Source organism: Xylophilus sp. GW821-FHT01B05, from assembly GCA_038961845.1.
GTDB lineage: Bacteria > Pseudomonadota > Gammaproteobacteria > Burkholderiales > Burkholderiaceae_C > Xylophilus.
Window position 1 is genome coordinate 5,025,605 of record CP152408.1, and the last position, 11,786, is coordinate 5,037,390.

At 67.5% G+C, this 11,786-nt stretch carries 11 protein-coding genes; 9 read left to right on the forward strand and 2 right to left on the reverse strand.

Features of this window, described 5'->3' with window-relative positions; genetic code table 11:
- The first annotated feature begins 171 nt into the window (after positions 1-171).
- Genes otsB through otsA form a run of 3 tightly spaced genes read left to right on the forward strand, consistent with a single transcriptional unit; the run spans position 172 to position 4,172 of the window.
- Positions 172-909, forward strand: coding sequence for a trehalose-phosphatase (gene otsB, locus AAFF27_23495; protein XAH22923.1), 738 nt, complete (start codon positions 172-174; stop codon positions 907-909).
- Positions 910-924: 15 nt separating this feature from the next.
- Positions 925-2,802: a glycoside hydrolase family 15 protein gene (locus tag AAFF27_23500; GenBank protein ID XAH22924.1), complete on the forward strand. Its 1,878-nt coding sequence runs from the start codon at positions 925-927 to the stop codon at positions 2,800-2,802.
- Positions 2,799-4,172, forward strand: a complete 1,374-nt coding sequence (gene otsA / locus AAFF27_23505) for an alpha,alpha-trehalose-phosphate synthase (UDP-forming) (protein ID XAH22925.1) — start codon at positions 2,799-2,801, stop codon at positions 4,170-4,172. The genes AAFF27_23500 and otsA overlap by 4 nt, the downstream gene beginning before the upstream one ends.
- Before the next feature lie 297 nt (positions 4,173-4,469).
- On the opposite strand, the gene AAFF27_23510 is transcribed toward otsA, so the two are convergent.
- Positions 4,470-5,405: a 2-hydroxyacid dehydrogenase gene (locus AAFF27_23510; GenBank protein ID XAH22926.1), complete on the reverse strand. Its 936-nt coding sequence runs from the start codon at positions 5,403-5,405 to the stop codon at positions 4,470-4,472.
- Positions 5,406-5,442: 37 nt separating this feature from the next.
- The gene (locus tag AAFF27_23515) at positions 5,443-7,275 is read right to left on the reverse strand and encodes an ABC transporter ATP-binding protein/permease (protein XAH22927.1); all 1,833 of its coding nucleotides are present in this window, start codon (positions 7,273-7,275) and stop codon (positions 5,443-5,445) included.
- Positions 7,276-7,315: 40 nt separating this feature from the next.
- Here AAFF27_23515 and AAFF27_23520 point away from each other — a divergent pair, with 40 nt between their 5' ends.
- From AAFF27_23520 to AAFF27_23545, 6 genes are all read left to right on the forward strand, one after another.
- Positions 7,316-7,726, forward strand: a complete 411-nt coding sequence (locus AAFF27_23520) for an acyl-CoA thioesterase (GenBank protein XAH22928.1) — start codon at positions 7,316-7,318, stop codon at positions 7,724-7,726.
- Positions 7,727-7,739: 13 nt separating this feature from the next.
- Complete coding sequence (locus AAFF27_23525) at positions 7,740-8,021, forward strand: HNH endonuclease signature motif containing protein (GenBank protein ID XAH22929.1); 282 nt, start codon at positions 7,740-7,742, stop codon at positions 8,019-8,021.
- Between the two features lie 108 nt (positions 8,022-8,129).
- Complete coding sequence (locus AAFF27_23530) at positions 8,130-10,238, forward strand: TonB-dependent siderophore receptor (protein ID XAH22930.1); 2,109 nt, start codon at positions 8,130-8,132, stop codon at positions 10,236-10,238.
- An 81-nt stretch (positions 10,239-10,319) separates the two neighbouring features.
- Positions 10,320-11,405, forward strand: coding sequence for a PepSY domain-containing protein (locus AAFF27_23535; GenBank protein ID XAH26310.1), 1,086 nt, complete (start codon positions 10,320-10,322; stop codon positions 11,403-11,405).
- Positions 11,402-11,632, forward strand: a complete 231-nt coding sequence (locus AAFF27_23540; GenBank protein XAH22931.1) for a hypothetical protein — start codon at positions 11,402-11,404, stop codon at positions 11,630-11,632. Before AAFF27_23535 ends, AAFF27_23540 begins: the two co-directional genes overlap by 4 nt.
- 18 nt (positions 11,633-11,650) lie before the next feature.
- Complete coding sequence (locus AAFF27_23545; protein ID XAH22932.1) at positions 11,651-11,782, forward strand: hypothetical protein; 132 nt, start codon at positions 11,651-11,653, stop codon at positions 11,780-11,782.
- Positions 11,783-11,786 lie beyond the last annotated feature (4 nt).

An 11,786-nucleotide genomic window follows, 5' to 3' on the forward strand; every position in this document is an offset into this window, starting at 1 on the left:
GATAGTAGCGGTCCCGCTGCCCCGCAGGCCGCGCCAGCGGTGGTTTTACAGCTTATTTACCCGCAAAAGTCCAGCCCTGGCGGCGCTCCAATGCGTGAGAAAAAACCTTTGCCCGTAACAGGGCATTTCGCCTACCAGGGCACCGGGGTAGCTCTGGTAAGGTCCAAGGCAATGCAATTGCTCCCGACAGTTACTGCCCAGACGGCACTTTTTCTCGACTTTGACGGCACCCTCGCCGACCTCGCCCCCAACCCCGACGCCGTGCGCATCCCGCTGGGGCTGGTGCCCATGCTGGCCACGCTCTACGAGCGGCTGGACGGCGCCCTGGCCATCATCACCGGCCGGGCCATCACCGACGTGGACCACTTTCTTGCGCCGCTGGCCCTGCCCGCCGCAGGCGAGCACGGCGCGCAGTACCGCCTGCCCAGCGGCCAGCCCGTGGCCATGCCGGCACTCGACCTGACGCCGGCCATCTCTGCAATGGAATGGCTGGCCGCGCAGCACCACGGCCTGCTGGTGGAGCGCAAGTCGCGCTCGGTGGCGCTGCACTACCGCCATGCGCCCGACCTGGGCCGCCTGTGCGAGGCAGCGCTGCAAGAAGTGGTGGCGCGCATGCAGGGCGTGGAGCTGTTGCACGGCAAGTACGTGCTAGAAGTGAAATCCGCCAGCGTGAACAAGGGCCAGGCCATCGAGGCCTTCATGACCACGGCGCCCTTTGCCGGCCGCACGCCGATCTTCGCGGGCGACGACGTCACCGACGAAGCCGGCTTTGCCGTCGTCACGCGCCTGGGCGGGCGCGGCATCAAGGTGGGCGAAGGCCCCACCCTGGCCGAGCACCGCTGCCTGAGCCCGGCCTCGCTGCGCGGCTGGCTGGCCAGTGCGCGCACCAGTCTGCTTTCTCCGCCTTAGTTCATCAGGACCACCATGAACACTCCGCTCGACCTGCCCCTCAACACCCCGCCCCTGGCCGATACCGGTGCGGCCGAGCCGGTCGGGCAAGTCCCGGGCTTCGCGCCGCCAGCGCAGGCATCGCTTGACCTGGGCCTGGTCGGCAACTGCGGCTTCAGCGCGCTGGTGGACAAGCGCGGGCGCATCATCTGGTGCTGCATGCCGCGCTTCGATGGCGACCCGGTGTTCAACGCGCTGCTGCAGCCGGGCGAGCAGGCCAGCGCCTTTGCCATCGAGATAGAAAACTTCTCGCACAGCCGCCAGTGGTACGAACCAAACACCGCCGTGCTGCGCACCCAGCTGTTCGACACCGACGGCCACGGCCTGGAGATCACCGACTTTGCGCCGCGCTTTTATGCGCGCTCGCGCTACTTCCGCCCGCAGACCCTGGTGCGCCGGGTCACGGTGCTGAGCGGCGCGCCGCGCATCCGCGTCAGCGTGGACCTGCGCTACGACTGGGGCCGCGAGGTGCCCGAGATCACGCGCGGCAGCAACCACGTGCGCTTTGTCGGCAGCGCCATGACGCTGCGGCTCAACACCGACGCGCCGCTGACCTATGTGCTGGCCAAGACGCCGTTCATGCTCACGCATGACCTGCATTTCTTGCTGGGCGCGGACGAAACCCTGCACGACGGCATCTCTGACACCGCGCGCCACTTCGAGCGCGAAACCATCCAGTACTGGCGCAAGTGGAGCCAGCGCCTGGCCGTGCCGCTGGAGTGGCAAGAGGCGGTGATCCGCGCGGCCATCACGCTCAAGCTCTCGCTCTATGAAGAGACCGGCGCCATCGTCGCGGCCATGACCACCAGCATCCCCGAGGCGCCGGGCAGCCAGCGCAACTGGGACTACCGCTACTGCTGGCTGCGCGATGCCTTCTTTGTGGTGCGCGCGCTCAACAGCCTGTCTGAAGTGGGCACCATGGAGGACTACCTGCGCTACCTGTCCAACGTGGTGATCGGCGCCGAAGGCCAGCATGTGCAGCCGCTCTACGGCATAGGCATGGAGCGGCAGTTGCCCGAATCCTTTGTCGATCATCTGGGCGGCTACCGCGGCATGGGCCCGGTGCGCGTGGGCAACCAGGCGCAAGAGCATTTCCAGCACGACGTCTACGGCAACATCGTGCTGGGCGCGGCGCAGGCCTTTCACGATCACCGCCTGTTGCACCGCGGGGGCGTGGCCGAGTTCACGCAGCTGGAAGTGGTCGGCGAGCAGGCGATACGCGTCTACGGCACGCCCGACGCCGGCATGTGGGAGCTGCGCACCCGCGCCCGCGTGCACACCTCTTCGGCATTGATGAGCTGGGCCGCCTGCGACCGCCTGGGCAAGATCGCCACCGCGCTGGAACTGCCCGAGCGCGCCACCTACTGGCACGGCCATGCCACGCGCATGCGCGACGAGATCCTGCAGAAATCCTGGAACGAGCAGCGCCAGGCCTTTGCCGAGAGTTTTGGCGGGCGCGACCTGGACGCCAGCGTGCTGCTGATGGCCGAGGTCGGCATGATCGAGCCCACCGATCCACGCTTTGTCTCTACCGTCGAGGCCATGCAGAAGTACCTGTGCGACGGCCCCTACATGCGCCGCTACGAGGCGCCGGATGATTTTGGCAAGCCCGAGACCGCCTTCAACATCTGCACCTTCTGGCTGATCGACGCGCTGGCCCGCATCGGCCGCAAGGACGAGGCACGCAGCATCTTCGAGACCATGCTGGCCGCGCGCAACCACCTGGGCATGATGTCCGAGGACACCCACCCCGACACCGGCGAGATGTGGGGCAACTTCCCGCAGACGTATTCGATGGTGGGGATCATCAATGCAGCGGTGCGCTTGTCCGCACCTTGGGACTCCGCTATATGAGCAGGCTTGTAGTCGTTTCAAACCGCGTGGCCGACCCGCGCAAGGCTGCCGCCGGCGGCTTGGCCGTGGCACTGGGCGAAACCCTCAATCGCACTGGCGGCATGTGGTTTGGCTGGAGTGGCACCGTGCTGGAGAACGGCACGCCGGGCGAAGGCGAGCTGCACAAGCAGCAGGCCGGCGCGGTGACGCTGGCCACGGTGGACCTGTGCAAGGAAGACCACGACAGCTTCTACCTGGGCTACAGCAATGGCGTGCTGTGGCCGGTGTTCCATTACCGGCTGGACCTGGCGCACTTCGACGCCGGCCACGTGGCCGGCTACCGGCGCGTGAACCAGTTGTTTGCACGCAAGCTGCTGCCGCTGCTGAAGGACGACGACACCATCTGGGTGCACGACTACCACCTGATCCCGCTGGCGGCCGAGCTGCGCGCCATGGGCTGCAAGCAGAAGATCGGTTTCTTCCTGCACATACCGCTGCCGCCGCAGCAGATTCTGGCCGCCATCCCGCAGCACGAGTGGCTGATGCGCTCGCTGTTCTCTTACGACGTGGTGGGCCTGCAGAGCGAGACCGATGCCAGCCACTTCTCGCGCTATGTCGAGGGCGAGCTGGGCGCCGAGGTGCTGGGCGACCACATGTTCCGCGCCTTTGGCAGCACCATCCGCGCGCAGGCCTTCCCGATCGGCATCGACGTGGACGAATTTGCCGCGCTCACCCACGCCAAGGAGGGCCGCGACACCTACGAGCGCATGCGCGAGGAATACGCGCGCCGGCGCCTGCTGATCGGCGTGGACCGGCTCGACTACTCCAAGGGCATACCGCACCGCATCCGCGCCTTCCGCGAGCTGCTGGCCAACTACCCCGAGAACCGCGACAGCGCCACGCTGATCCAGATCGCCTCGCCCACGCGCGAAAGCGTGGAGGCCTACAACGACATCCGGCAAGAGCTGGAAGGCCTGTGCGGCGCCATCAACGGCGACTACGGCGAGCTGGACTGGATGCCGATCCGCTACATCCACCGCGTTGTGGCGCGCAAGCGCATCCCCGGCATCTGCCGCGCTGCGGCCGTGGGCCTGGTGACGCCGCTGCGCGACGGCATGAACCTGGTGGCCAAGGAGTACGTGGCCGCGCAAGACCCGGGCGACCCCGGCGTGCTGGTGCTGTCGCGCTTTGCCGGCGCGGCCGAGCAGATGAAGGAGGCGCTGCTGGTCAACCCCTACGACGCCCACGGTACGGCCGAGGTGATCCAGCGCGCGCTGCGCATGCCCCAGGAAGAGCGCCGCGAACGCCACCAGAAGCTGCTGCAAGGCATACGCGACCACGACGTGCACTGGTGGCGCAAGACCTTCCTGGACGCGCTGGCAAGGCAATGATCCACCCCCAGGCTACGCGCTTCGCGTCTTCGCCTTCCCCCCCAAGGGGGCACATCCAGCGGCCCGGCGGAGCCGGTTCCGCGGATGTCTTGGCATGGCCTGCTCCGCGGCCTTCTGCGCCTTTATGTGTCGTGCAACGCGGCTGGTAGGCGAGCACCATGGATAGCCGCCATCAAAAACAATAGCGCTATGCCGTAGTCGCACCTGCATTTCAGGCACAAAACAGCCTGAAATGCAGGATATACGCCGGCATGCCGCTATACATTTTTTCAAGCCGAAGACACGCAGCGCTTAGCCTCAGATCGGCGATACAACGCCCTGCCCCGCAAAGTGCCCATCGGCATTGGCAATGAAGCGGCTCACGGTGTTCTGGATCGCCTCGGGCGAGCGGCCGCTGACGTGTGGGGACAGCACCAGCTCCGGGAAGCCGAGCAGGGTCTCGGGGCGCTCGGGCTCGCTCTCGTACACGTCCAGCGCGGCGCCGGCGATGCGGTGGTGGGCCAGCGCGTCGGCCAGGGCGGCGGTATCGACCACGCTGCCGCGCGCGATGTTGACCAGGTAGCCGCGCGGCCCGAGCGCCGTCAGCACTTCGGCGTTGACCATGTGCAGCGTGCCGGCGCCGCCGGGCGTGGCCACGATCAGGAAGTCGCACCACTCGGCCAGCGCGGTGAGCGTGCTGAAGTAGGTGTAGGGCACGCCCTCGCGCGGCTTGCGGTTGTGGTAGCCCACCTCGATGTCAAAGCCACGCGCGCGCTGCGCGATCTTGCGGCCGATGGTGCCCAGGCCGAGGATGCCCATGCGCTTGCCGGAGACCTGCGGCGACATGGGCAGCGCGTCGCGCCAGATGCCGTCGCGGCAGGCGCGGTCGCTCTGCGGAATGCGGCGCACGGCGGCAATCAGCAGGCCCAGCGCCTGGTCGGCCACCGAGTCGTCATTGGTGCCGGCGCCGTTGGCCAGGGCGATGCCGCGTGCGCGGGCGGCGTCGATCTCGACCCGCTCATAGCCCACGCCCAGCGTGCAGACCAGCTCCAGCTTGGGCATGGCGTCCATCTCGGCGGCGGTGAGGCCGACCGTGCCTATGGTGAGCACGGCACGCACCTCAGCGCCGCGCGCGGCGATCTGCGCGGCGCGCTCGGCCGGCTTGGGCGCGTAGAGCAGCTCGTAGCGCTCGGCGATCTGGGCGCGGTAGGCGTCGTCCAGGGAACTGATCAGAAGAACAAGAGGCTTGGTCATGGCAAGGGCTGCGGCTCAGGGGATGGATGAGAAGAAATCATTCGCCGCTTTGCTGCAGCGCCCACATCTGGGCGTAGCGGCCTTGGGCGGCGATCAGCGCGGCGTGGGTGCCGCGCTCGATGATGCGGCCGGCCTCCATCACCAGGATCTCGTGCGCGTCGGCGATGGTGGACAGGCGGTGGGCAATCACCAGCGCGGTCTTGCCGGCGGCGGCGTCGTGCAGCTCGGCCTGGATGGCGCGCTCGTTGGCGGAGTCCAGCGCCGATGTCGCCTCGTCGAAGATCAGCACCGGCGGGTTCTTGAGCAAGGTGCGGGCGATGGCCACGCGCTGCTTCTCGCCGCCGGACAGCTTCAGCCCGCGCTCGCCCACCGGCGTGTCGTAGCCCTGCGGCAGCGCGCTGATGAAGCCGTGGATGCGCGCGGCGCGCGCCGCCTCTTCCACCTCTGCCTGTGCGGCACCGGGGCGGCCGTAGCCGATGTTGTAGCCAATGCTGTCGTTGAACAGCACCGTGTCCTGCGGCACGATGCCGATCGCCTGGCGCAGGCTGGACTGGGTCACGGCGCGGATGTCTTGATCGGCCAGGCTGATGCGGCCGGCCTCCACGTCATAGAAGCGAAACAGCAGCCGCGCCAACGTCGACTTGCCCGAGCCCGAGGGCCCGACCACCGCCACCGTCTTGCCCACCGGGATCTCGAAGCTGATGTCGTGCAGGATCGGCCGCGACGGGTGGTAGGCGAACTGCACCGACTCGAAGCGCACGGCCACGCCTTCAGGCGGCGCCACCAACGGCAAGGCACCGGGCGCATCGGCGATCTCGCGCTCTTGCTCCATCAGCGTGAACATCTTGTCCAGGTCAGTCAGGCTTTGCTTGATCTCGCGGTAGATCACGCCCAGAAAACCCAGCGGGATGTAGAGCTGGATCATGAAGGCGTTGACCATCACCAGATCGCCCAGCGTCATGCGGCCATCGACCACGCCCTGCGTGGCGCGCCAGAGCATGGCCACCAGGCCTATGGCAATGATGCTTTGCTGCCCGCCATTGAGAAAGCTGAGCGTGGTCTGGCTCTTGACCGCGACGCGGCGGTAGCGCTCCAGCCGCTCGTCGTAGCGCCGCGCCTCGTAGTCTTCGTTGTTGAAGTACTTGACGGTCTCGTAGTTCAGCAGCGAGTCGATGGCGCGGCTGTGGGCGGCGGAATCCAGCTCGTTCATCTTGCGGCGGAACTGGGTGCGCCACTCGGTCACCGTGACGGTGAAGACGATGTAGACCACCAGCGCCACGCCGGTGATGACGGCAAACCAGGCGTCGAACTTCACCGCCAGGATGGACAGCACCAGCCCGACCTCGATCAGGGTCGGGATGATGCTGTAGAGCGAGTACGAGATCAGCGACTGCACGCCGCGCGTGCCGCGCTCGATGTCGCGCGTCATGCCGCCGGTCTGGCGCTCCAGGTGAAAACGCAGGCTGAGCGCATGCAGGTGCCGGAACACCTGCAGCGAGATGCTGCGCGAGGCGCCCTCGGTGGCCTTGGCAAACACCAGCTCGCGCAGCTCGGTGAAGATCGAGGTCATCAGCCGCAGCAAGCCATAGGCCAGCAGCAGCGCCACCGGCACCAGCAGCACCGCCTGCACGCCGGGTGCACCGTGCGGCGTCATGCGGTCCACCAGTTGCTTCAGCAACAGCGGCACGCCCACATTGGCCACCTTGGCGCCGACCAGGAAGCTGAGCGCCGCCAGCACCCGCCACTTGTACTGCCACAGATAGGGAAAGAGCCGGGCCAGCGTGGCCCAGTCGGAGCGGGCCGGCACCGGTGCCGCCGTGGCAGGCGCGCCGGGCGCGGAAATGGTGGCGGCTTCGCCGTAACGTCGCATCGGGGACAATCGTGGTTATATGTTTTCGCCGATTGTGCCCATGACCGACTCTCGCAGCCCCCACGACCTCGCATTGCCCACCGACAAGGAACTGGTACTGAAGGTGATCCCGCAGCCTTCGGACTGCAACGCCAATGGCGACATCTTCGGTGGCTGGGTCATGGCCCAGGTCGATCTGGCCGGCTCGGTCATCCCCGCGCGCCACGCCAAGGGCCGCATGGCAACCGTGGCGGTGAAGGAGTTCATCTTCAAGCAGCCGGTGCGCGTGGGCGACATCCTGTCCTTCTTTGGCTCGCTGGTGCGCATTGGCCGCACCTCGATCACGGTGCAGGTCGAGGTCTATGCCGAACGCTTTATCGCCCAAGGGCGCTATGTGAAGGTGACGGAAGCTACCTTGACTTATGTAGCCATAGACGAAAACGGCCAACCAAGGCCCGTGCCGCAGGACTAGTGTTGCGTCAGGCATGAGCCGACTGTCCCTCACCCGCCTGAAGATCTACCGCACCGTGGCGCGCCAGTTGCACGGCCAGGTGCCGTGCTGGGTGTGTGGCGCCCATGTGCTGCCAGAGGCGGCCACGCTGGAGCACATCCAGCCGCTGGCCGAAGGCGGCAGCAGCCACCAGGACAACCTGGCCATCAGCCACGAGTGGTGCAACGGCCAGCGCCACGCCCTGGGCGCCGTGCCGCCCGCGCCCGATGCGCCCGGGCAAGTGGCGCGCCGCAGCGCCACGCCGGCCCCGCAGTAGCACGCGCCGGCCCGCCCGGCGTCGGATGCACGCGACAGTCCTGTTCGCCTCACTCACGGCCATGAAAGATAATGCGAATCCGTCGCATTAACAATCTTACATAACGCCATGCCATCCGCACCCGCCTGCACTCCCGTTCGCCACGCCGTCCTGCTGCTGTTGGCGGGCGGCCTCTCCGCCGCGCTGGGCGCCCACGCCCAGACCACCGGCGAGGCCACGCTGAAAGAAGTGCAGGTGCGCTCCGACGCCACGGCCGAGACAGCCACCGGCCCGGTGAACGGCTACCGCGCCACCCGCGCGGCCACCGCCACCAAGACCGACACGCCGCTGGCAGAGACGCCGCAGGCGGTGACCGTGATCACGCGCGACCAGATCACCGACCAGGGCGCCACCAACCTGCAGGACGCCCTCAACTACGCCGCCGGCGTGCGCTCGGACGCCTATGGCCTGGATTCGCGGACGGATTCGGTGCTGGTCCGCGGCAGCAACGCCGACGTCTACATCGACGGCCTGCGCCAGGCCAACGACTACTACACCAGCGCGGCGCGCCCTGACGTCTACACGCTGGAGCGCATCGAGGTATTGCGCGGCCCCTCGGCCATGCTCTATGGCCAGGGCAGCACCGGTGGCGTGGTCAACCTGGTCAGCAAACGGCCGCAGGCCGAGTTCCAGGGCGAGGTCGGCCTGCAGATCGGCAACTTTGGCCGCAAGCAGGTGCAGGCCGACATCACCGGCCCGCTCACCGCCGACGGCCAGTGGCTCTACCGCCTGATTGCCGTGGGCCGCAATGCCGACACGCAGGTGGACTATGTGCGCGACAACCGCGCCCTGCTCGCGCCCACGCTGACCTGGCGGCCGAGCGGCGTCACCTCGCTGACGCTGCAGGGCCTGTACCAGAACGACAAGTCCGGCTCCACCTCGCAGTTCCTGCCGTGGTCGGGCATGCTCACCGCCAACCCGAACGGCCAGATCCCGACCAGCCGCTTCATCGGCGAGCCCGGCGACCGCTACGACACCCAGCGGCGCAGCCTGGGCTATCTGTTCGAGCACCAGTTCAACGACAACTGGACGGTGCGCCAGAACTTCCGCTATGCGGCCAACAAGGTGGACTACTTCACCCACTACGCCGACTCCTTCTCGCTGCCGGGCGGCTGGTCTGAAGACCCTGTAAACCAGCGCGTCATCGGCCGCTTCGCCGACGACACCATCACCAAGGTGCGCATCGCCACCATCGACCAGCACCTGCAGGGCAAGCTGCAGACCGGCGCGGTGCAGCACACGCTGCTGGCCGGCCTGGACTACACGCGCTACCGGCGCGACCGCCAGTCGGGCGGCGGCGAAGACACCATCGACGCCTATGCGCCGGTCTACGGCAATGCGGCGCCGGTCACGCTGGTGGATGACGCCCGCTCGATGCAGCGCCAGACCGGCCTCTACCTGCAGGACCAGATGAAGATCGGCCAGCATTGGATCGTGGTCGCCGGCCTGCGCCATGACCGCGTGAACAACGCCCTGGCCGGCAGCCAGGACGAGAAGAGCCAGGCCACCACCAAGCGCCTGGGCCTGATGTACCTGCTGGACAACGGCTGGTCGCCCTATGTGAGCTACAGCGAATCCTTCACGCCCGTGGCCGGCACCAACGCCTACGGCGTGCGCTTCAAGCCGCTGCGCGGCGAGCAGATCGAGGGCGGCGTCAAGTACCAGCCGGCCGGTGGCAGCAGCCAGTTCACGGCCGCCGTCTGGCGCATCAAGGAAAAGAACCAGACCACGGTCGACCCGGCCAACCCGCTCAACCAGATCCAGGTCGACAGCACCAGCAACCGGGGCATCGAGCTGGAGTGGAAGGCCGCCGTCACGTCCGCCTTCGACGCCATCGCCCACTACAACTACACCGACCTGGACGCGCAGCTCACCCAGGTGCCACGCCACCAGGCCGCGGCCTGGGGCAAGTGGCGCTTCTCGGTGGGCGACGTGCACGGCCTGGCCTTGGGCGCCGGCCTGCGCAGCATGAGCGGCTTCCGCGACGGCGTGGCGCCGACCACGCCCGCCGTCACGCTGATCGACGCGCTGCTGTCCTGGGACACGCCGCAATGGCGCTACGCGCTCAACGTCAACAACCTGACCGACAAGACCTACAACGCGGTCTGCCTCGCCCGTGGCGACTGCTGGTATGGTGCGCGCCGCACCGTAGTTGCCAGCGCCACCTACCGCTTCTAAACCTGCACAGCCGCCGCCATGCCGCCCACCACCACCCTGCCCGACACCGCCGCGCCGGCAAAGCCGCACGCAGCGCACCGCATCCTCAGCAGCAGCGCCATCCGCAGCTGGACCTGGGTCCACAAGTGGTCCAGCCTGGTCAGCACGGCTTTCATGCTGCTGCTGTGCCTGACCGGCCTGCCACTGATCTTCCACCACGAGATCGGCCACCTGCTGGGCACCGAGATCGAGCCGCCAGCCATGGCCGCCGACGCGCCGCGCGTATCGCTCGACAAGGTGCTCAAGACCGGGCAAGACCGCTACCCGGGCAAGGTGGTGCAGTTCGTCTCGCCCGACGAGGACGACGACCGCTTCTACTACGTCACCCTGGGCGACACACCCACCGACGACAAGCGTGTCTCGCTGGCGGTGGATGCGCGCACCGGCGAGGCGCTGCCCACGCCCAAGTTCGACGAGGGCTTCATCTACATCATGTTCCGGCTGCACGTAGACCTGTTCGCGGGGCTGCCGGGCAAGCTGTTCCTGGGCTTCATGGGCCTGCTGCTGCTGGTGGCCATTGTCTCGGGCGTGGTGCTGTATGCGCCCTTCATGCGCAAGCTTGAATTTGGCACCGTGCGGCGCGAGCGCAGCACGCGCACCAAGTGGCTGGACCTGCACAACCTGCTGGGCGCGGTGACCCTGGTCTGGGCCTTTGTGGTGGGCGCCACCGGCATGATCAACACCTGGGCCGACCTGGTGTTCAAGCTCTGGCAGAACGACCAGATGGCCGAGATGGTCGCGCCCTACAAGGGCCTGCCGCCGACCGCCTCGCGCGGCTCGCTGCAAGAGTCGGTAGACGCCTCCAAGCGCCTGCTGCCGCACATGGACATGCGCTTTGTCGCCTTCCCCGGCACCGACTACTCCAGCCCGCACCACTACGCCGTCTTCATGAAGGGCAACACGCCGCTCACCTCGCGCCTGCTGCAGCCGGTGCTGGTGGATGCCGCAACGGCCAAGATCACCGACAGCCGCCCGCTGCCCTGGTATGGCACTGCCCTGCTGGTGTCGCAGCCGCTGCACTTTGGCGACTACGGCGGCACGCCGCTGCAGATCATCTGGGCGCTGCTGGACATTGCCACCATCATCGTGCTGGGCAGCGGCCTCTACCTGTGGATCAAGAAGCGATGAGCCATTCCCATTCCAATCTTCACGCCCGCCAACGCCGCGCCCAGTTCCGGGCCCTGTGGGCCTGGCCCATCGCCATGGGCGTGCTGTCGATCTTCGGCCTGCTGGCTGCGCTGCTCTACGACGGCCTGGGCGACGTGCTGTCGTGGATCGCGCTGGGCATTCCAGTGCTGGTCATGTGCTGGTTTGGCTGGCGGCGGCAGAAGGCGCGCCCAGGCGCCAAGCACTAGTGTCGCGTCAAGCATGAGGTGACGGATGGGTGCGAAGGCATCGGCGTGCAGCGCAAGGCGCAGGCCGCAGCCCAGGCTTTACGCCTGGGCAAGGGCTGCAACGCAGCGATGCGCGGCGAGGGCAAGCGCACACCGGCAGATCATGCTTGACGCG

Coding starts and splice junctions, on each gene's coding strand:
- otsA (XAH22925.1), top strand. CDS start 2,799: ATGAGCAGGCTTGTAGTCGTTTCAAACCGCGTGGCCGACCCGCGCAAG.
- AAFF27_23540 (XAH22931.1), top strand. CDS start 11,402: ATGAGCCATTCCCATTCCAATCTTCACGCCCGCCAACGCCGCGCCCAG.
- AAFF27_23510 (XAH22926.1), bottom strand. CDS start 5,405: ATGACCAAGCCTCTTGTTCTTCTGATCAGTTCCCTGGACGACGCCTAC.
- AAFF27_23515 (XAH22927.1), bottom strand. CDS start 7,275: ATGCGACGTTACGGCGAAGCCGCCACCATTTCCGCGCCCGGCGCGCCT.
- AAFF27_23530 (XAH22930.1), top strand. CDS start 8,130: ATGCCATCCGCACCCGCCTGCACTCCCGTTCGCCACGCCGTCCTGCTG.
- otsB (XAH22923.1), top strand. CDS start 172: ATGCAATTGCTCCCGACAGTTACTGCCCAGACGGCACTTTTTCTCGAC.
- AAFF27_23525 (XAH22929.1), top strand. CDS start 7,740: ATGAGCCGACTGTCCCTCACCCGCCTGAAGATCTACCGCACCGTGGCG.
- AAFF27_23520 (XAH22928.1), top strand. CDS start 7,316: ATGACCGACTCTCGCAGCCCCCACGACCTCGCATTGCCCACCGACAAG.
- AAFF27_23500 (XAH22924.1), top strand. CDS start 925: ATGAACACTCCGCTCGACCTGCCCCTCAACACCCCGCCCCTGGCCGAT.